This is a genomic window from uncultured Gordonia sp., from assembly GCF_937858515.1.
Classification (GTDB): domain Bacteria; phylum Actinomycetota; class Actinomycetes; order Mycobacteriales; family Mycobacteriaceae; genus Gordonia.
In genome coordinates, this window is sequence record NZ_CALLZT010000108.1 from 1 (window position 1) to 19,456 (window position 19,456).

General features: G+C 65.3%; 24 protein-coding genes. 12 read left to right on the forward strand and 12 right to left on the reverse strand.

Annotation, left to right across the window (positions count from 1 at the left end; translation table 11 throughout):
• Positions 1-44: 44 nt before the first annotated feature.
• Together hisS and Q0627_RS09785 are read left to right on the forward strand one after the other, a co-directional pair.
• Positions 45-1,310 (forward strand): histidine--tRNA ligase, encoded by a 1,266-nt coding sequence (gene hisS / locus Q0627_RS09780; protein ID WP_291014322.1) that lies wholly within the window; start codon positions 45-47, stop codon positions 1,308-1,310.
• Positions 1,311-1,458: 148 nt separating this feature from the next.
• The gene (locus tag Q0627_RS09785; RefSeq protein ID WP_291014324.1) at positions 1,459-2,334 is read left to right on the forward strand and encodes a universal stress protein; all 876 of its coding nucleotides are present in this window, start codon (positions 1,459-1,461) and stop codon (positions 2,332-2,334) included.
• Here Q0627_RS09785 and Q0627_RS09790 read toward each other — a convergent pair.
• Positions 2,331-3,212 (reverse strand): LLM class flavin-dependent oxidoreductase, encoded by an 882-nt coding sequence (locus Q0627_RS09790; protein WP_298809390.1) that lies wholly within the window; start codon positions 3,210-3,212, stop codon positions 2,331-2,333. The two genes, Q0627_RS09785 and Q0627_RS09790, sit on opposite strands and share 4 nt — an antisense overlap.
• A gap of 109 nt (positions 3,213-3,321) precedes the next feature.
• Between Q0627_RS09790 and Q0627_RS09795 the strand changes: the two genes are divergently transcribed.
• Positions 3,322-3,759 (forward strand): VOC family protein, encoded by a 438-nt coding sequence (locus Q0627_RS09795; RefSeq protein WP_291014330.1) that lies wholly within the window; start codon positions 3,322-3,324, stop codon positions 3,757-3,759.
• Between the two features lie 14 nt (positions 3,760-3,773).
• Here the strand turns inward: Q0627_RS09795 and Q0627_RS09800 are convergent, their stop codons facing one another.
• From Q0627_RS09800 to Q0627_RS09825, 6 genes are all read right to left on the reverse strand, one after another.
• Positions 3,774-4,376, reverse strand: a complete 603-nt coding sequence (locus Q0627_RS09800; protein ID WP_291014332.1) for a TetR/AcrR family transcriptional regulator — start codon at positions 4,374-4,376, stop codon at positions 3,774-3,776.
• 12 nt (positions 4,377-4,388) lie between these two features.
• Positions 4,389-5,618, reverse strand: a complete 1,230-nt coding sequence (locus tag Q0627_RS09805; protein ID WP_291014334.1) for a hypothetical protein — start codon at positions 5,616-5,618, stop codon at positions 4,389-4,391.
• Positions 5,619-5,706: 88 nt separating this feature from the next.
• Entirely contained in the window at positions 5,707-7,257 is a 1,551-nt protein-coding gene (locus tag Q0627_RS09810) for a hypothetical protein (RefSeq protein WP_291014338.1), read from the reverse strand.
• 167 nt (positions 7,258-7,424) lie between these two features.
• Positions 7,425-7,880 carry a PPOX class F420-dependent oxidoreductase gene (locus Q0627_RS09815; RefSeq protein ID WP_291014340.1) on the reverse strand — a complete coding sequence of 152 codons (456 nt, stop codon included), beginning with the start codon at positions 7,878-7,880 and terminating at the stop codon, positions 7,425-7,427.
• A 72-nt stretch (positions 7,881-7,952) separates the two neighbouring features.
• Positions 7,953-8,765, reverse strand: coding sequence for a maleylpyruvate isomerase family mycothiol-dependent enzyme (locus Q0627_RS09820; RefSeq protein WP_291014342.1), 813 nt, complete (start codon positions 8,763-8,765; stop codon positions 7,953-7,955).
• Between the two features lie 54 nt (positions 8,766-8,819).
• On the reverse strand, positions 8,820-9,008 hold the full coding sequence (locus Q0627_RS09825; protein ID WP_291014344.1) for a hypothetical protein: 189 nt from the start codon (positions 9,006-9,008) through the stop codon (positions 8,820-8,822).
• A gap of 38 nt (positions 9,009-9,046) precedes the next feature.
• On the opposite strand from Q0627_RS09825, the gene Q0627_RS09830 reads away from it, so the two are divergent.
• Entirely contained in the window at positions 9,047-9,478 is a 432-nt protein-coding gene (locus tag Q0627_RS09830; RefSeq protein WP_291014349.1) for a nitroreductase family deazaflavin-dependent oxidoreductase, read from the forward strand.
• A 49-nt stretch (positions 9,479-9,527) separates the two neighbouring features.
• On the opposite strand, the gene Q0627_RS09835 is transcribed toward Q0627_RS09830, so the two are convergent.
• Both Q0627_RS09835 and Q0627_RS09840 read right to left on the reverse strand, forming a co-directional pair.
• Positions 9,528-9,920 (reverse strand): type II toxin-antitoxin system VapC family toxin, encoded by a 393-nt coding sequence (locus tag Q0627_RS09835; protein WP_291014350.1) that lies wholly within the window; start codon positions 9,918-9,920, stop codon positions 9,528-9,530.
• Positions 9,907-10,152, reverse strand: a complete 246-nt coding sequence (locus tag Q0627_RS09840; protein WP_291014352.1) for a hypothetical protein — start codon at positions 10,150-10,152, stop codon at positions 9,907-9,909. Before Q0627_RS09840 ends, Q0627_RS09835 begins: the two co-directional genes overlap by 14 nt.
• 156 nt (positions 10,153-10,308) lie before the next feature.
• Between Q0627_RS09840 and Q0627_RS09845 the strand changes: the two genes are divergently transcribed.
• On the forward strand, positions 10,309-11,346 hold the full coding sequence (locus Q0627_RS09845) for an isopenicillin N synthase family oxygenase (protein WP_291014354.1): 1,038 nt from the start codon (positions 10,309-10,311) through the stop codon (positions 11,344-11,346).
• Positions 11,347-11,352: 6 nt separating this feature from the next.
• On the opposite strand, the gene zwf is transcribed toward Q0627_RS09845, so the two are convergent.
• The gene (gene zwf / locus Q0627_RS09850; RefSeq protein ID WP_291014356.1) at positions 11,353-12,867 is read right to left on the reverse strand and encodes a glucose-6-phosphate dehydrogenase; all 1,515 of its coding nucleotides are present in this window, start codon (positions 12,865-12,867) and stop codon (positions 11,353-11,355) included.
• A 76-nt stretch (positions 12,868-12,943) separates the two neighbouring features.
• Positions 12,944-13,744, reverse strand: a complete 801-nt coding sequence (locus Q0627_RS09855; protein WP_291014359.1) for a dienelactone hydrolase family protein — start codon at positions 13,742-13,744, stop codon at positions 12,944-12,946.
• A gap of 153 nt (positions 13,745-13,897) precedes the next feature.
• On the opposite strand from Q0627_RS09855, the gene Q0627_RS09860 reads away from it, so the two are divergent.
• From Q0627_RS09860 to Q0627_RS09870, 3 genes are all read left to right on the forward strand, one after another.
• Positions 13,898-14,317 carry a DUF6325 family protein gene (locus tag Q0627_RS09860; protein ID WP_291014362.1) on the forward strand — a complete coding sequence of 140 codons (420 nt, stop codon included), beginning with the start codon at positions 13,898-13,900 and terminating at the stop codon, positions 14,315-14,317.
• 2 nt (positions 14,318-14,319) lie between these two features.
• Positions 14,320-14,652: a hypothetical protein gene (locus Q0627_RS09865; protein ID WP_291014364.1), complete on the forward strand. Its 333-nt coding sequence runs from the start codon at positions 14,320-14,322 to the stop codon at positions 14,650-14,652.
• 124 nt (positions 14,653-14,776) lie between these two features.
• Positions 14,777-15,130: a hypothetical protein gene (locus Q0627_RS09870; protein ID WP_291014367.1), complete on the forward strand. Its 354-nt coding sequence runs from the start codon at positions 14,777-14,779 to the stop codon at positions 15,128-15,130.
• A gap of 25 nt (positions 15,131-15,155) precedes the next feature.
• On the opposite strand, the gene Q0627_RS09875 is transcribed toward Q0627_RS09870, so the two are convergent.
• Positions 15,156-15,824 carry an enoyl-CoA hydratase-related protein gene (locus Q0627_RS09875; protein ID WP_291014449.1) on the reverse strand — a complete coding sequence of 223 codons (669 nt, stop codon included), beginning with the start codon at positions 15,822-15,824 and terminating at the stop codon, positions 15,156-15,158.
• Positions 15,825-16,126: 302 nt separating this feature from the next.
• Here Q0627_RS09875 and nhaA point away from each other — a divergent pair, with 302 nt between their 5' ends.
• The 4 genes from nhaA to Q0627_RS09895 form a co-directional block, all read left to right on the forward strand.
• A complete protein-coding gene (gene nhaA, locus Q0627_RS09880; RefSeq protein ID WP_291014370.1) occupies positions 16,127-17,425 on the forward strand; it encodes a Na+/H+ antiporter NhaA in 1,299 nt (432 codons plus the stop codon).
• Between the two features lie 337 nt (positions 17,426-17,762).
• Complete coding sequence (locus Q0627_RS09885; RefSeq protein WP_291014372.1) at positions 17,763-18,875, forward strand: Fic family protein; 1,113 nt, start codon at positions 17,763-17,765, stop codon at positions 18,873-18,875.
• A 70-nt stretch (positions 18,876-18,945) separates the two neighbouring features.
• Positions 18,946-19,182, forward strand: coding sequence for a FitA-like ribbon-helix-helix domain-containing protein (locus Q0627_RS09890; protein ID WP_291014375.1), 237 nt, complete (start codon positions 18,946-18,948; stop codon positions 19,180-19,182).
• The coding region (locus Q0627_RS09895) for a type II toxin-antitoxin system VapC family toxin (protein ID WP_298809409.1) at positions 19,179-19,456 on the forward strand (278 nt) is incomplete at its 3' end. The genes Q0627_RS09890 and Q0627_RS09895, both read left to right, overlap by 4 nt.

The following is a 19,456-nucleotide window of genomic DNA, read 5'->3' on the forward strand; positions in this document are numbered from 1 at the left end:
TTCCTGCTCGGGATCGGGACCGAGAAGAAGGGACGATTCGGACTGTGAGCGCCGAGTTTCAGGCACCACGAGGTATCCCGGACTACTTTCCGCCCGCCTCGGCGGATTTCCGTCGCGTCCGCGACACGCTGGCCGACGCCGCCCGCCGTGCCGGGTACGGGCACATCGAACTGCCGATCTTCGAGGACACCGGACTGTTCGCGCGTGGCGTCGGTGAATCCACCGACGTGGTGAGCAAGGAGATGTACACCTTCGCCGACCGGGGCGAACGTTCGGTGACGCTGCGGCCCGAAGGCACGGCCGGGGTGATGCGTGCGGTCATCCAGCATGGCCTCGACCGCGGCCAGCTCCCGGTGAAACTCTGTTACGCCGGTCCGTTCTTCCGCTACGAGAAGCCGCAGGAGGGCCGCTACCGGCAGCTGCAGCAGGTGGGTGTGGAGGCCATCGGTGTCGACGATCCGGCGCTCGACGCCGAGGTCATCGCCATCGCCGACGAAGGCTACCGGCGCCTGGGCCTGTCCGGCTTCCGGCTGGAGATCACCTCGCTCGGCGACGACGAATCGCGACCCCGCTACCGGGAGGCGTTGCAGCAGTTCCTGTTCGGGCTCGACCTCGATGAATCGACCCGCAAACGCGCCGAGATCAATCCGCTGCGGGTACTCGACGACAAGCGTCCCGAGATCAAGGCGGCCACCGCCGACGCGCCACTGCTCATCGACTACCTCAGCGACGCGGCACGCGAACACTTCGATACTGTCCTCGGGCATCTGAACCGTCTCGGCGTGCCGTACGAGATCAATCCGCGCCTGGTCCGGGGCCTGGACTACTACACCAAGACCACGTTCGAGTTCGTCCATGACGGTCTCGGCGCCCAGTCCGGCATCGGCGGCGGTGGCCGCTATGACGGCCTGATGCGGCAGATCGGTGGCAAGCAGGACCTGTCGGGTATCGGTTTCGGTATCGGCGTGGACCGCACCATGCTCGCGATGCGGGCCGAGGGCGTCGCCGATGCCGAGGCCGCCCGCTGTCAGGTGTTCGGAGTCCCGATGGGTGGGGCGGCCAAAGCCGAGCTGGTCGCGCTGGCCGGCCGTCTGCGTGCGGCCGGCGTCAGCGTCGACCTGGCTTACGGCGATCGTGGCCTCAAAGGCGCGATGAAGGCCGCCGACCGCTCAGGTGCGCGGCTCGCGCTGGTGCTCGGTGATCGTGAGATCGCCGACGGTGCCATCGAGGTCAAGGACCTGTCGAACGGCGAGCAGCGCAAGGTGTTGCTGGATGCTGTGCTCGACGAAGTGATCAGCACCCTGGGCTGAAGTTTCGCGGCGGCGGCCGCAGGTCGCGGCGTCCCCCGGAATGGGCACACGCCGACTGAACACAGTGTCGTCGCAGCCTTGCGGCGTACAGTCTGGTGGGTCCACCCGTGCTGGGTGCACCCAACCGAATCCACAAGCAAAGGGGCTGATGGTGACGACGAACAATGCACCGATCGCGGTGGCGGTCGACGGGTCCGACGAGGCGCTGGCAGCGGTGCGCTGGGCGGCGGCCGAGGCGGTCCGTGCGCATGCTGCGCTGACGATCGTGTCGGTGGTGGCACCGTTCACGGCGCCGATCGGCCAGAACGTCGAGGGCTGGGTCGAGGCCGAACAGTACGTCGAGGCGCGGCGCGATCTGGCGCAGGGAGCGGTCGACGTCGCTCTCGACCTGGCTGTGGAACTGGCACCGGGCGTGTCGATCGACGGTGAGGTGATCGACGGCAAACCCACCCTCGTGCTGCGGGAACTATCCAGCCGCGTCCGCATGATCGTGGTCGGTCGCCGCGGGCTGGGCGGTGTCGCCGGCCTGCTCCTGGGATCGGTCAGCAGCGACATCGCCGCACACGGCAATTGCCCGGTGGCCGTCGTCGGACCGCAGGCTCCCGAGTCCGGCCCTGTCGTTGTCGGTGTCGACGGTTCGCCGATATCGACCGAGGCCGTCACGCACGCCTTCCAGGCGGCCGACACCAGAGGAACAACGCTGGTTGCCGTGCACAGCTATGGCGGATTCGCCGGTGGTGCCTTCTACGGGCAGGGTGAGGAAGCCCTGCGTCGGCTCAACGACGAGGCCGCCGCATCACTGGGCTCGCAGCTCGCCGGCCACAGCGAGGACTATCCCGACGTCGAGGTCGAGTCGGCGATCGTCGCCGGTGACGCGGCACCGGCCATCGTCGGTGCGGCCGGCGATGCCCAACTGATCGTCGTCGGCAGCCGAGGCCGAGGGGGCTTCCGGGGCCTGCTGCTGGGTTCGACCGGACAGGCCGTACTGCAGGTGGCGCCGTGCCCGGTGCTGGTCGTGCACTAGAGCACGCCCGGCCCCTGCCATCTCGGCAGCACCTCCGCCAGCGTGGCCTCGAATGTTTCCATCGAGGCCACGTGTGGCCGGCTGGTCCGGGGCCAGGGAATGACGACATCGGTGAAACCGAGTCCTGCGGCTCGCCCGATCAGATCGTCGAGCGCCCCCGCACTCGTGAGGGGGTCGTGCGGCGCCCAGGTCAGGCTGAGATAGCGGGGAAACCGGTCGCCTCCGGGCCGGCCGGTGAGGGTGTCGTCGAGGATGCGCACACTGCGTGCAACTCCGGCGAACCAGTCCTCGATGTTGCCCGCCTGGGTTCCGGTGGTGATCCAGCCATCGCCGTGACGGGCGGCGAACCGCACAGAGCGCGGCCCGTTTCCGGCCAGTAGCAACGGAATCCGCTCCCGGACCGATCCGCCGGCCAGCCGCATGTCGATGGCACTGTAGTACTCGCCGGCGAACGTCACGTGGTCATCGGTGAGCGCGAGATCGAGCAGCCGCACGAACTCCTGGAACCGGTCGACCCGCTCGCGGGCGGTCACCGGCGGCTGACCGAGGATCAGGTCGTCGGGAGTACCGCCCGCGCCGAGGCCTATCAGCAGCCGATCACCCGCGATGTCCAGGAGGGTCTGCAACTCCCGCGCCAACGGCACCGGATGGCGGAAGTTGGGAGATATCACGAAGGCGCCCAACGGGATTCGGTTGGTCACCAGTGACGCAGCGGTCAGTGTCGGGATACACGAGAACCAGCGGTTGTCCGGCAGCGAACCCCACACCAGGTGATCGAACGTCCATGCGTGATCGAAACCCATCTCCTCGGCACGCCGCCACTCGTGCTGCGCCTGCTGCCACGGATGGTCGGGGATGATGTACACACCGATGCGCATGGTTCGAGGGTATCGGGCCCGGTCGCGCGGTTGAGGACAGAGACTGACCTGTTTGGCATGAATACTTGAGCTTGCCACTAAGAACAATCACGACATAGGGGAGTGTGCGATGGGCCTGGAGATTCAGGTGACCTTTGATTGCGCCGATCCGGCTGCGCTCGCCGGATTCTGGGCGCAGGTCCTGCACTACGAGGTGCAGGGACCGCCGCCCGGATTCGCCACCTGGGATGCGGCTCTCGACGCGTTCGGTGTGCCGCCCGAGCACCGCAACAGCCGATCAGCGGTCGTCGACCCCGCGGGGGCCGGTCCGCGGATCTTCTTCCAGCGGGTTCCGGAGGGCAAGAGCGCCAAGAATCGCGTGCATCTGGATGTGCGGGCGGCACCGGGCCTGACCGGCGGCGACAGGATGGCCGCGCTCGAGGCGGAGGCCCTGCGGTTGATCGAGCTCGGCGCCCGCAGGCTCGAACGGTTCGAGCCGGCTCCGCCGATGGAGACCGGTTTCATCGTGATGGCCGATCCGGAGGGCAACGAGTTCTGCCTGGATTGAGCGTGTTCTCGCCGCTATCTGTGAACCCGGGCGGGTGGGCACACCCAACGGCTGATGAACTCGCGCAGTTCGTCGTCGGAACGCGGTGGTGATGTCGGGTATTGCAGCAGGCTCAGGAATACCCGCATCACCAGCTCGGCCAGACCGGCCATGGCCTCGTCGTCATAGCCGTTCTCGGCCCACTCCACCGGCAGCCGGCCCAGCATCTGCGCGCCGAGGGAGATGCCGCTTTCCGACGTCGCCTCACGGGTGAACAGTTCGGTCTGCCCGGCCCGTAGCAACAGGCCCATCGACGGTTCGTCCGGTAACCGGTTGAGGCAGTACAGGATTGTCTCGACGATGGCGCCGTCGACGGTGGTGACGTGCGCCAGGTCCCGGCGCATCCCGTCGAGGAAGTCCGCGGCACCGGCCTGGGCCACGGCCGCGAGCATGTCGTTGACCGACGAGAAGTAGCGGTAGACGGTCTGCCGGGTGACGCCGAGTTCGTTCGCCACATCGGCGAGGGTGGTCTTGTTGACCCCGTGCTTCTCGACCGACGCGATCGCGGCGTTGAGAATGCGGGTGCGGGCCTCCTCGGAATCGGACGGTAGGTTGCCCTGCCAACCGCGAGTTCTCATTCGCCCATACTTTCACACCTGTTCGACTGGCTGCCGGGCACCTGAGTCGCCGGCGGTCGCGGTCTGCTCCGGCGTGGCCCGATCGCGGCCGAGAGCCAGTGCGGCCAACAGACTTCCGGACGCGACCACCAGACAGGCGACGACGTAGGGGAGACTGCCGATCGGCGTGCCGTCGTCGGTGACCCCGTCGGTGGCGCCGAAATAGGCCGGTAGCGCGCTGATCCACAGCGCGGTGTGCACGCCCAGGAACAGGAACGGGAACACGAGCAGGAACGGCCGCGCCGTGCGCGCGGGTGCCTGTGCTGCCGGTGCCGATCGCATCTTCCGCCATTGAGTACCGAGCAGGTACAGACCGACCAGCCACAACGCGACGATCTCGATGCCCAGCACGATCGCCTGCCCGGTGAGGTTGGCACCCTCACCGCGACCGAACACCGACGCCGGGATTCCCATCAGCGGCATGCTGATCACGGCCACCACACCGGACACCACGATGCGCCATGCCAGCGACAGACCGCGCGGCGCGTTGCCGGCCAGCGTCGGGTTGGCGATGAGCCGGGCGCTGACGTAGGTGAGCACACCGAACGAGACGGACGCGAACAACCACACACTGTTCAGTGGGACCGAGGCGAGAAGCGGAACCGCGGCCGGGTTACCGAGATCGGCGGCGGTGTTGCCATAGAACGGATCATCCACATTCCAGGCCCACCACTTCAGTTGCGGCCCAAGTTGATCGAAGATCTCATAGAACACTTGGTACACGAATGCAACGGTCACCGCGCCCTTGAGTGCACCCTGCTTGGTGCCGTCGAAGAAGCCGAACGCCCGCACGATCTCATAGGCCACCTGGCTGAGCGCCGGGTAGAAGCACACGATGTACAGCGGCAGCCGGTCGTACATGAAATCGACCGTGAACACGTTGTGCGCGAACATGAATCCCATCGCGTCCTGCATCCCGAACCACTCGGGGAAGTACAGGGGCGGTTCGATCACGAACAGATATACCAGCGAACCGAGCCACAGCGCGAGGTTGGTGGGGTCATTGTCGCGGCGCAACCTGCGGATCGCGTGCACCAGCGCAAGGACTGCGCCGACGATGATCGTCACCTCGAGAACCGGCAGCGTCCAGTTCTCCAGGCCGAACGGATTACGCAGCGCGGCAACCGGATTGGCGTCCTCGCAGATAAAGCCCAGATATCGGGTGATGACATACGCCGGGGTGTCCGGATCGCACACTGCCATGAAAGTGCTCCTCGATGGTGAACGAAATGTGGGTCGGTCCGGGCCTGCCGCAGTGCCGGAGACGGCAGGCCCGACACGTGTTCGGTACTCAGACCACCGGCGAGGCTTCGGGTGTCGCAGACGTCTTGGCAGGCCGTTCGATCACCGTCGCCGGACCACCCGGGTGCGGCTCGAAGTCACGGTAGATCTGCGATGGCGGGTCGAGCGTCTGATCGAATCCGATCGGCAGCTTGTTACGCCTGAACGCCTTCTTGACGGCGAACTTGGCCATGCCCGCCAGGAACTTCGGGTCGCGCACCATCTCGGTCACCGACTCGTCGAGGTTGAACACCGCGGTGAAATGGGCTTCGAGGTACTTGTCCTCGCGGGTGGCCGCCGACAGCAGGTTGAAGAACGGCCAGCTCAGTCGTTGGGTGAGACGTTGCTGCCAGGCCGGGGCGATATCGGTGCCGGTGGCGTTGGCGAAGCCACGGTCGCGGGCCAGCGCCAGCGTCCAGATGTCGTCGAGCAGCTTGGACTGTTCGGCGAAGTAGCTGCGGTAGAAGCCGGGCTCGATGGCGGAGGTCTGCTTGCTCAGCATCTCGCCGAGTAGCACCGAGCACTTGCCGGCCGAACTCATGCCTTGCGCGTAGAACGGGTTGAAACCGCAGATGGCGTCGCCGATGACCAGCAGGCCGACGGGCGGGTTGTCGAGCTTGTCGTAGCGCCGCCGCATGTTGCCGGTCGATTTGGTGACGAACACTTTCGACAGCGGAGTGCAGCGTTCGACGGCGCGGGCGAAGGCGGGGGCGCGTAGTCGTCGCGCGGTCTCGATGAACTCGTCTTCCTTGCGCGGCATGGGATGTCCCCACGAACCCATGGTCACCAGCACCCGGTCGCCTTCGATGGGGAAGATCTGGCTGATGAACTCGTGCTCGACCGGGTGCGGGCCGGTCTCACCGGACGGCATGATCGACATGTGGTGCCACCACCAGTCGTCGGGGCGCTCGGCAGGCTTCTGGAACCACTGCGTGGTGTAGGTGCAGCCCGCGTCGAGTGACTGGATGGGTGGCGCCGGCCAGCCGGCCTTCTCCAGCCAGGCCGACACGGCCGACCCACGGCCGAGCGTGTCGATGACCAGGTCTGCCTCGATCAGCCGTTTGCCGGGGCCCTCGGCGCCGCCGCTGAGCCACACACCGGTCACCGCACCGCCCGGCTTGCCACCGTTGACCGTCTCCAGGCCGGTGACGTTGACACCTTCGTGGACGGTGATGTTGGCGACGTCGGCGAGCTTGTTGCGCAGCACCCGTTCGATGAGCAGCCGCGATGCGTACACCATGCTCATCGTCGATTCCGCGCGTGGAATCCAGCCCGCGCCTTCGCAGTGTGCCGCGGAGACCGACGGCATCAGGTGCATGCCACCGGCCTCGATGAGGTCGTCCTCGTAGCCGGGGAAGAGCGTGTCCATCGCGCGGCGGCCCGAGTTGAGCAGGAAGTGCGGGTGCTTGCTCTGCGGCACGCCGCGCCGGTGCTCCATGTTGTCGGCGATGACGTCGCGTTCGAGGACGACCACCTCATCGAAGTAGGGCGCGACGGCTCCCGCCGCGCACATACCGGCGATGCTTCCGCCGAGCACTACCGCCTTCTTACCCAGGCTCATCTGCCCACCTTTCCCGGTCATACGGTCATACGTTCAGTGAATGATGTATGACCGTATGCTGTGAGGGCCATCACGTCAAGCAGCCGGGGTTGATCGCCGTCGCACAACAGGACAGGCCCCCGAGAATCGATTCCCGGGGGCCTGTAGACGTGTCGGTGTGGCCGGTCTCAGATCAGCTTGCGGTGATCCCAGGACCGGACTCGACGTGGCTCGACGATGACCACGACCCGTTTGGTCATCATGAACTCGACAGCTGGTTTCGTCTCCTCGGTGTAGGGAGCCTGGTAACGCTCGAACACGCTGATCGCCGCCGGCCAGTATTCAGGTCCGTCGGGATACACGATGCGCGCCGTCCCGTCGATCGCCACCCCGCGCAACTGGTCATAGGTGTCGCCGGCCTCCACGCTGAAACTCAGTCTGGGGTCGCGCAGCAGATTGACCGCCTTCTGGGATTTGATCTTGGTTTCGAAACAGACCTTGCCGTCGATGAACCCATACCACATCGCCACCTGATGGGGGAATCCATTGGGGCCGTTCGTCGCCAGCGTCGCCGTCCGTCCTTCCTGCAAGAACTGCTCGACCTCATCGTCGGTCATGACGACTTGCGCTCGCTGATTGGCCATCGGGGCCCCTTCCTGGGATGCCGGCCTCCGGGTGTAGTCCGGGGGTTCGCCCCACTGTACGACCCTGCCCGGTCAGATCAGGTAGTGCAGGTTGGCCACCACCCGCCCACCGAGTTCCTCGTCGCCTTCGACGGTGACCGACGCCGGATCGGCGGTGGTGCGCGCACCGATCAGCCGGGCGTAGTCGGCGATGTCCACATGGATCACGACGTCCGCATCGCCGTCGAGCATAGGCACCACAGCGGCGCGTTCGCCCACCGATACATGCACCCGTGCGGGCGCGATGCCGGTGAAGTCGATGGTTACCGCGCTGCCGGTGGGCGCCTGCGCGCGTTTGCCGATCACGAACGGTAGCGACGCAGCCATCTCATCCCGGGTAACTCCCGCGGGTGCCGGATTCTCCGGGGCGCCCAGCCCCAGCGAGTCACGGACATCCACCTCGTGAATCCAGCAGTCGAACACGCGGATGCGCATGAACCGGCCGTGCGAATCCTTCCCCGCGGGAGTGAATCCTTCAGCATTCCAGTCTGATTCGCTCATCGCGCGCAGCACATCGGCGCGCAGGCCCGTCACCTCCCGCAGGTCCGTCATCAATTCGTCGCGGGTGCGGGTCCGGTAGTGGTCGAGCCAGTTCTCGTTCAGTTCACCGATCGGGTTGCGCACGTAGTCGAGCTCGCCGACGGCCCGGACCGGCTCGACCGTCCGTCCGGTCAACGACCACTCCGTCCCGGCGATATGCGCGAACACGTCGGCCACCGTCCACCCGGCCAGGATCGACGGCGAACCCCACTGGTCGTCGTCGAGCCCGTCGGCGAGGTCGATGAGCGTCGCCCACTGCGCCCCCAGTGCGTCGACGGTCGGCTCATAGGGAACTTGCGTGACCATGCGTTCTCCTCGGGGCTGGATCGGAGCGGACTGCGCCTGTACGTCGCCGCAGCCTTAGGCGAGGATATCGCCGCGTCCGCGGAGGACGTGCGGATTGTCGCTCGTCGCCCGGTTTCCGATCGACACCAGTGCTGCCGCGCGAATGACGCATCGTCCGGTCGCGGAGAAGCCGGCGGCCGAAGTGATCGGGTTCAACCATCGTTGGGTCGTCGAATGGGGAACAATCAGCTCGGGCTCGGCCATACTGGGACCAGTAGTGACCGACACTGTCAGGAGGGGCCATGGCCGAGGGCGACGACTGGAACACGCAGATCATCAACGAGTTCCGGACCAACGAGGGCCGGGTCGGCGGTGGGTTCGAGGGCGCACCGATGGTGCTTGTACACCACGTCGGCCGCAAATCGGGTAAGCGGTCCGTCACCCCGATGATGTACCTGCCCGACGACGCCGACCCCGACACCGTGTACGTGTTCGCGTCCAAGGCCGGTGCCCCCACCAACCCCGCCTGGTACTACAACCTCACCACAGCGGGCCGTGGACATGCCGAGATCGGCACCGAGGAGTTCGACGTCACCGTCACCGAGATCACCGGCGCCGACCGTGACCGCATCTACGCCGAGCAGGCCCGCCGCTATCCGGGATTCGCCGAATACGCGGAGAAGACGGCGGGAATCCGCGTCATTCCGGTACTTGCGTTCCACCGCATCCGGTGACCGTCGCCTCATGAACGGGCTGCGATGAAGCAGTCAGGAACAGACTCTGTCAGCTCACCACTTCGATGGCGCATCGTGGGCCAGGTGCTCGTGCCAGCCTGGCGTCAAGCGTGATCAGCGTCGCGTTCATGGCCTCGGCGAGCGTCACGTAGAAGGCATCCCAGCCCCGGACCGAATCCCGCAATTCCCAAACGCGGTCGAGCATCCAGCGGTGTGCGAATCGCTCGCCCGGCCAGTCCCGCAGATCGGCCACCGCCTGATTCGCGGCCGTCGTATCCAGTCGGCCTTTGAGGTACTGGCTACGGATCACCCCGAGGACTTCGACATCGATGATCTCGGGCGCGGCGTGGTCGGAGTCGGCGAGCATCCGCGCAGCGATCGTATCTGCGCGCGGGGAGTCCGCCACCACCTCGAACAGGCACGATGCGTCAACGACCAGCATCGGGCCACTCGCCACGCCAGTCGTCGAGCGAGGCCAGTACATCGTCCGTGGCGATATTCGACGGTCGACGCCCGGTCCTGCTCAGCCACGCTTTCAGTGTCGGGCGGGAAGCGAGTCTGGTGGCTTCGCGTCGCAGCAGTTCAGGGACCGAGATGTCGTCCTCGGCCGCCCTGCGGACGAGCGCGGCGTAGACCTCGTCATCGATGTCGCGAATTTGTATGGTCTTGGGCATACTCAAAAGTACATGCGTACTCGCATGTTGTCATTCAAACTCGGTGCGCCGTTGGTGGTGAGGTGGGTCCTTCGGCTGCGTTCGGTGGGCGTGCCGGTGCAGTACCGTCGGAGACGGACCATTGAACGCCGGTGCAACAGGCGAGGAGAGTGAGCCATGACCACGACGCTGACCGAATTGCCGATCGTCGACATGTCGTTACTCGACGGTGACAACGCCGGCCGCGCACGTTTTCGCCGCGCACTGCTGGAAGCGACACACGAGGTCGGGTTCTTCTATCTCGTCGGCCACGGCATCGACCGTGCGACACGCGAACGGCTATTTGCCACCGTGCGAGCGTTCTTCGCGCTGCCGGAGGAGGCCAAGTTCGACGTAGAAATGCTCAAGAGCCCACACTTCCGCGGATACACCCGCTTCGGCGGCGAGTACACCCAAGGCGCGATCGACTGGCGTGAGCAGATCGACCTGGCCGCCGAATATCCCTCGCTCGGTGACGATCCCGGATACCTGCGACTCGACGGTCCCAACCAGTGGCCCGCACTGCCCGGCTTCAGGGAAGTGATCACCGACTGGCAAAAGCGCTGCGGTGAACTCGGTTTGAGCCTCATGCGGGAGTGGGCCCTGAGCCTGGGCGCCGACCGCGCCGTCTTCGATGATGCGTTCGCCGAACGGCCGTCCACACTGATGAAACTCGTGCGCTACCCGGGCCGCGAGAGCGCGACCGAGCGGCAGGGCGTCGGCGCACACAAGGACCCGGGCGTACTCACACTACTGCTCATCGAACCGGGAAAGGGTGGCCTGCAGGTCGAGCACGACGGAGGCTGGATCGACGCACCACCGGTCGAGGACGCGTTCGTCGTCAACATCGGCGAGCTGATGGAGTACGCCACCGACGGCTATCTCAAGGCCACGATGCATCGAGTTCAGTCCCCGCCGCCGGGCACCGAACGACTGTCGGTACCGTTCTTCTTCAACCCCGCACTCTCATCGGCGATGCCGCGGATCGAATTGCCCACCGATCTGGCAGCCGATGCGCCCGGCGTCACCGACGACCCCGACAACCCGATCTCGGGTACGTTCGGCGAGAACATGATCAAAGCCCGGCTCCGTGCGCACCCCGACGTCGCGGCCCGTCACCACCCCGACCTGGCCCGAGGTGGTGACGATACTCCGATTCCGGACAAGGTGTCCTGACGTTGCCTACTTTTTGGCCCGCCAACCGCGTTCGAACGGCAAACGCCACGCGTGGGGCGCGATGAGCTGGTGAATCTGATTGGGACCCCACGACCCCGGTGCGTACGGCTTGACCAACGGGGGATCCGACAGCAATGGAATGGAACGGTCCCACAGTGATTCGATGCCGTCGGCGGTGGTGAACAGCGTGTGGTCGCCGGCCATGGCATCGAGAATGAGACGTTCGTACGCTTCGAGGACCTCGTCGGCACGATTGGTCTCCTCAGTGGAGAACTGCATCGACAGCTTCTCCAGCCGCATCCCCGGTCCGGGCCGCTTACCGTAGAACGACAACGACACCCGCGACTCGTCGGCCAGGTCGAACGTCAGGTGATCGGGACCCTGGCTCCCCACACCCGAACCCGCCGGGAACATCGACTTCGGCGCCTCCTTGAAGGCGATCGAAATAATGCGCTGTCCCTCTGCCATCCGCTTACCGGTGCGCAGGTAGAACGGGACACCCGCCCAGCGCCAGTTGTCGATGTAGGCGCGTAACGCGATGAACGTCTCGGTGTCGGATTCGGGATGCACGCCGGGTTCGTCCCGGTACCCCAGGTACTGGCCCCGGACCACATCGCTCGGCAATATCGGTGTCAGCGACCGGAACACCTTGTTCTTCTCCTCCGAGATCGCCATCGGCTCCAGCGCGGTCGGCGGCTCCATCGCCACGAACGCCATCACCTGGAACAGGTGGGTGACCACCATGTCCTTGTAAGCGCCGGTGGGTTCGTAGAATGCGGCACGCGCATCGAGACCGAGGGCCTCGGGAATGTCTATCTGTATGTGCCCGATGAAGTTCCGGTTCCAGATGGGCTCGAACAGGCCGTTGGCGAACCGCAGCGCCAGAATGTTCTGTGCCGCCTCTTTGCCCAGAAAGTGGTCGATCCGGAAAATCTGCTCCTCGGCGAACGTCTCGTGCAGAAAATTGTTGAGCCTGATCGCAGACTCCAGGTCTTCGCCGAACGGCTTCTCCATGATGACGCGCGACCGCTCGATCAATTCCGCCTCACGCAGGGTGTTGATCACCGCCGGCGCCGCCTTGGGCGGCACGCTCAGATAATGCAGTCGGCGAACTCCGTCGCCGAGTTCGGCCTCACAGTCGATGACCTTGGCCGCCAATGCTTCCGGACCGGCCGACGAGGGCACATAGTGCAGCCGCGGAGCGAACTTCGCCCATTGTTCGGCCGTCAGTTTCCGGGCGCCGACAGCCTCGATCGAGCGTCGCGCGAACTCCCGGAACTCGTCCTCGGACATATCATCCAGACCGGTACCGACCACCTGCATATCCGCATTCAGATCCGACGCCACCAGATATCCGAGACCGCACAGCAACTTTCGCCGCGACAGGTCGCCCGTCGCACCGAACAACACGACCACGTGAGGGTGACCGGAATACTCGTACTGACGTGCCCGTGCACCCGGACTCGGATACGCGATGGACTGGGCGTGATCAGTGACGTGATCGTGTGCACTCGGACTCATGGGCACATGCTTGCACGAAATGATGTATTCCGTCGGGGGAGCGACACTTTACCGTCCCGGTCCGCTGAGTCCCGGCTCAATCGCCGGTCGTGGTCACACCAAGCTTCTGCTGAAAGAAGGCGAGTACCTGGTCGAGGGCGTCGCGGGTGGGCTGCCCGGGTTCGTCGATCAGATGCTCGGTGAGCACCGAATGCGGTGGGCCCGGCACATTCGGATTTGCCGTGGAGCCCGGCAGTTCGACACCGATGAATGCGGTGCCGAGTCGATTGCGAAGAAGGGCGAACCTGCCGGAAGGCGACATCTGGTCGCAGTGGAAACGTGTTCCGAGCACCTGCAGACCGTTCTCACACCGCGCCTGGACAATGTCGAGGTCCGCGGGCGAGATATCGATGGTGCGGCGGCGGCCCGGTGTGATCGCTACAGGCAGCGACGGCTGAGACAGCACCGGTGCGAGCATTCGATCGTCGACGGCCATGGCCAGCGCGAACCCCCCGGTCACGCACATTCCGACCGCACCCACACCCGGCCCACCACACTCCTCGTGGGCTCTGGTGGCGAGTTCGCGTAACCACAGCACCACCGGAGAAGACTTACCCGTCGCGAAGACGGTGAATTCTCTTGATACACAAACTGTCCCGAGTGCTTTCACCATCGCCGACGGCTTCTTGCCGGCACCGTCGACCCCGAACAGCGAGGGCACATAGACCGTGCACCCGGCCTCGACCACGCGCCGGGCAAACTCGATCACCTTGGGCGTGATGCCCGGAATCTCCGCGATCACGACGACCGCCGGACCCGACCCCAGCCGGTAGTAGCGATGGACCATGCCATCGTAGGAGAGCGTGTCGGTGTCGAAGTCCGCAAGCAGGTCGGTCATGCGCCAATTGTGCCCCACCCGGATGCCTGCGGGCCCGCGATCGACGCGGAACCCTCAACATCCTGCAGCCGGTCGTGTCGGTCGTTGGCGTCGGCACGAACCGACTGTGAACAATTCCGGCCCACAGCCGTTCCGCATAGGTACTATTCGCGGATGATCTTCGACGCCGAACTCGGCCCTGTCACGCATCTCGTCGTTTCCTTTCCAGGTAACACCGTCCCGACCAAGGGTTTGGAAGCGCTGCGGGCGCTCGATGAGTCGGGGCGAATCGACATTCTCGACTTGGAATTCGTGATCAAGGACGAGGACGGCACCGTTCGCTGGGTCGAGGCGTCCGACGTCGGCGCGGAGGCTTTCGCCGCGTCGGCCTCCGAGCTGATCGACGGTGAGGATGTCGCCGAGGTCGGCGAGGCGATGGAAGCCGGGAGTGTCGCGATCATCCTGATCTGGGAGGACCGTACCCTGATGGGCGTACTTGAGACCTGGTCGGGCGAGTCCGGATCGGTGTTGTCCGCGGGACCTGTCGCGGTCGCCGACCTGGTCCGAGTACTCGAAGACACTGAGGAGAACTGATCATGAGCCTTCTGTCCACCGCAGCGAAGGCTGCCGTCGCCAGCTCCGTCCACGGCCGCGTCCAGCGGCGGCAGCAGAACCGCTGGGCCGCAAGGGAAGCAGCAGCAGCTGCTCCGGTCGCCCACGTACCGGTTGCCCCAGCCCCCGTTGCCCACGCCCCGGTTGCCCAGGCCCCGGTTGCCCAGGCCCCGGTTGCAGCTGCTCCGGTTGCGCCGGCCGCACCGCCGGCTGCCGGAGGACCCCACGAATTGATGACGGCACTGACCGCTTTACGCGCCGCCGGCGTGGTGACCGACACCGAGTTCGCGGACATCTCCTCACGCATCTTCGGCTGATCGAGAATCACTCCGCACGTGGCACCAATGCTTCAGCAGCGTGCATATTTGGCCAGGCATTCCTTGCTGGCGGGGCCGCACGCGCCGGGAGTACGCTGACGCAACCACTCTGATGGGAGCGCCGATGCGTAGACGATTTCGTTCGGTTGGCACCACCGCTGCGGTAGCGGCGGCCGGGACCATGATGCTCCTCGGTGGCGTCGGCCAGGCATCCGCCGACGTCGCGCCCGGCACCTACACGTCAACGACATTGTCGTCTACCGGTCAGGTGCTGCTGCAACGCGACGGACGTGTCGTGGGCGACGATCTCGTCCTCATCGGACGCTATCGAATCCACCCGACGCCGGCAGGCGGCTACGTCGACTTCTTTCCGGGCCACCGGGTCTTCATGAGAAGCGACGGGCACGGCGGCTACCGGGGACCGGCGTTCCTGGGCGGCCTCGTGGTCGGCACCTTCACGCTGACACCCCATCGCTGACGGTCCAGGACGCCAGGATCTCGACTCAGCCGTCGGCGCTGGGAGCACGCAGCGCGGCGACGGTGTCGGCGAACAGCCGGGACTTGATGGTGCCCAACGTGTTCCGATCCTTACCGGCCAGGTGCTCGACGAAACCGATGGCGACATCGAGCAACTCGTCAATGGGGGTGGTGGCGTCGATGAGCCCGGCCGCGACGGCATCGCCGGCGCCGAATCGCCGCGCTGTGGTCATCGCATCGACCGCAGCGCGAGGCGTCAGTTTGCAGGCCACCAGCGCCGACATTCCGGGTGTGAACGGAATGTTGATGTCGGCTTCGGGGAAGCAGATGAATCCGCGGTCCTCGCGCATCACCCGCCAGTCGTGGGCCATCGCGAACATCGCGCCTGCGCCGAAAGCATGACCGTTGATGGCGGCCACCGTCGGCACGGCCAGCGTCAGCATCCGTGCGAACAACAATTCGACGCGAGCGGCGTAAGGCTCGAGTTTGTCGGGGAATTGGCTGACCCAGTCGAGGTCCAGTCCGTTCGAGTAGAACTTGCCCGTCGCCGTCGTGACGAGCACTGCGGGCTCCGATGACGCTTCGAGCTCATCGAGTGCCGCGTCCATGCTGTCGAGCCATGCTAGGGAGAAGCGGTTCTCGTCGCCGCCGAGGTCCAGCGTCCAGATCGGACCGTTGGTGGAGATCGTGACCATTGCTTGTTCCTTCTTGATACCGATCGCCGCGCCCGGGCCGGATACGCGCGCCGCTATGGGCTGGTTCGTCGGTGACCGTAGCAGACCGCCCCCTGGAGTGACCTCGACATCGGCCTTCCATTCCTCAATGTCAAAGGATTCCTGCGCTGGGGGAGTAGACATGGAAGATGTCCTCGACCTGACGATGGACCGACCGCACGACTGTCACTCGCGGCCCACGCGGCACGTGTCTGTAAAGTTTCACATCGGTGTGCCGGGAAGTCTGGTCGGCGTGTGGTTTCGTCGACTTGAAGGGACTTTCCATGTCTGGCCGAAATGGTCGTTCGTCGTCGCATCGTGTGTTCGGTCGCCGACCGGTCGGGGAGACTCTGCGTATCGACGACATTCTGCGTGCTGAGTCCGTCGGTGGGTTCCTGCTGGTCGGAGCTGCGATTGCAGCGGTGATCGGGGCAAATGGTCCGCTGGCCGATGAGTACTCCGGGTTGCGCGATGCTCGCGTCGGCTATGCGCCATGGCATTTGGAACTCAGTGTCGGGCAGTGGGCTGCCGACGGGTTGCTGGCCGTCTTCTTCTTCCTCGTCGGCCTTGAACTCAAACGCGAGATCGTGATCGGGCGGTTGCGATCGGTACGCACGGCGATGGTCCCGGTCGTCGCGGCCGTTGGCGGCGTCGTGGTGCCCGCGATGATCTATGCCGCGGTCAACCGGGGTTCGGCCGGCAGCAGCGGGTGGGCGATCCCCACCGCCACCGATATCGCGTTCGCGGTTGCGGTGCTGGCGGTGGTCGGTTCGAGGCTGCCGGTGGCGTTGCGATTGTTCCTGCTGACCCTCGCCGTGGTCGATGACCTGATCGCGATCGCGATCATCGCCATCTTCTACGCCGATCACGTCAACGGCGTGGCATTGCTGGGGGCGGCGGTTCCGCTGGCGTTGTTCTGCTTCCTCGCTCACCGGTGCGCCGGCTGGTTTGCCCGCACATGGTGGGCCGCGTGGGCAACGCTCCTGCCGCTGGGTGTCGTGGTTTGGGCGTTGGTGCACGCTTCGGGAATCCACGCCACGATCGCCGGAGTTCTCCTGGGATTCGCGGTCCCGGTGCGCAGTGGGGGAGACAACGGCGGGGGACAGAAGGGGCTGGCGGAGCGATTCGAGCATCGTTTCCGTCCGTTGTCGGCGGGATTGGCGGTGCCGGTGTTCGCGTTCTTCGCGGCCGGCGTCACAGTCGGCGGAGAGGGGAGCCTGACGACGGCATTGACCGATCCGGTCGCTGTGGGCGTGGTGCTGGGCCTGTTGCTGGGCAAGCCGGTGGGAATCCTCGGCGCAACCTGGCTCGTCGTCCGGTTCACCGACAGCGAACTCGACGATGACGTTCAATGGCGCGATCTCGCGGCAGTGTCACTGCTCGCGGGAATCGGTTTCACCGTGTCGTTGCTGGTCGTCGAACTCAGCTTTCCCGCAGATCCTGACTTACTTGCGCATGCCAAGATCGCGGTGCTGGTCGCCTCGACCACGGCGCCACTCGTCGCCGGCGGCGTGCTCGCGCTGCAGTCGAAGCACCACGACGCACATCGACCGGGAGGTAGGTCCGCACCATCCGCGGAGTGAACAGACCGCTCATCTGTGTTTCGAAGCGAGAGCCCGAGTAGCGTGGCGCCGTGGACACCGAGACTTCCGCCCGGGTGGCCTCCCGTGATGTGCTCGCCGATCGCTCCCTGCGCCTCGCCTGCCTGACGTATGGGGACGACACCGGGGACTCTTCGGCTGGCCCTGACACTGCTACGCGAACACTATTCCGACTTTGATAAGTAAACTCGGAATATCGACGTAGCTATTCCGGGTTTGGAGGGTCATGGCTGAAGAGGAGACGGTGAACTGGCCGAAACATGGTCGACGCATCGTTCCCTGGCGTCAACAGGCCCGAGCGGGCAGCCGTGCAGATCGGATGACCTCAGAGATCGAGGTCAGGCTGCCGCCGATGATCGCCGACTCCGATTGCCGACTACCGGCTGGCCTGGCCGCGGACATGGAAGCATCACTGGGGGAGATCGCCGCATTGGATGCGCAGGACTCCGGCAATCTCGGCGCTCTGGGAACGCTATTACTACGTACAGAATGCGTCGCCTCGTCACGAATCGAGGAGATCGACGCCGGGATCGAAGACTATGCTCGCGCCCTGTACGGGGTTGCCGCGAATCCGTCAGCAACGTCCATGGTCAGAGCAACCGCGGCGACTGACGAGCTGTTGACAGCGGTGACCGGTAGCGGACGAATCGATCTGGCAGACTTGCTGGCGGCTCATCGCGAGTTGATGCGCGACGACGCGGACGAACGCCGATATGCCGGGGTTCTGCGGGACGTCCAGAACTGGATCGGGGGGAGTCACTACTCACCACGCGACGCCCTCTATATCCCACCGCCACCCGCCGATGTCCAGGTGTATATGCGCGACGTCATTGCGTACGCCAATCGCAACGACGTGCCCGTCCTGGCCCAGTGCGCGATTTCCCACGCCCAGTTCGAGTCGATTCACCCCTTCACCGACGGCAACGGGCGCATCGGGCGAGCGTTGATCAATAGCATCCTGCGGCGCCGCAAGGTCACGACGTCGGTCGTCGTGCCACTGGCGTCGGCGCTGGTGGCGCACCGTGATCGCTACTTCGACGATCTCGCTGCCTACCGGGAAGGGGATCCGGTGCCGCTGATGCGGTCCTTCTCGACAGGTTCACATATCGCTGCGGTTGAGTCCCGCAAGACGGCGCGCATCTTGGCCGGCATCCCCGGCAGATGGCGTGAGATGAGTGGTCCGCTTCGAAGCCACAGCGCTGCGGCCAAGATCGTCGGATCGCTGATCAACGTGCCCGTGGTGACGGCCGAGGACGTCATCGATCGCCTCGAACTCAAACCCAGCAGTGTGTACGCCGCAATCGAACGCCTCCAATCGGCCGGCATCATTCACCCGCTGACGACACGCAAACGCGACCAGATCTGGGGCGCGGGCCTGGTCCTCGACGAACTGGAATCCCTTGGCGCACGTATCAAGAAGGCAGCCACGTAGCCGCACAACGGGCGCCGTCCCAACCACGGCCATAGCTGTATAGTGCCGACAATGCAGCTAATATGACTGCATGAGTGTGGTGATCACAGTTCGTGACGTTCCGGACGCGGTGCGCGATGAGCTCGCAGGGCGGGCCGCACGGGCGGGCAAATCGTTGCAGGAGTACTTGCGCGGCATGCTGGTGGAGTCTGCGACACGTCCGCAGGTTGATGATGTGATCGCCCGGGCACGGACGCGAGTCGCCGCAACCGGAGTTCGTGTCGACGCCGCTGCGATCCTCGACGCACGAGATGCCGACCGACGGTGACGGTAGACGTTGTCTGTGACGCCTCGGCCCTCGTGGCCCTATTGCTCGACGACGGTCCGGACGGTCGCTGGGCGGTTGGGCAACTGTCCGGTACTCGCTTGCTCGCACCGCAACTGGTGATGTTCGAAGTAAGCAATATCGTTCGCAGACAAGAGATGGCCGGAGTCGTCAGTGCCGATCAGGCGGTGCAGGCCCACGGTGATCTGCTCGACTTGTCGATCGAGCAGTGGCCGTACGAGCTTCTCGGTTCGCGGGTGTGGGAACTCCGCAGCAA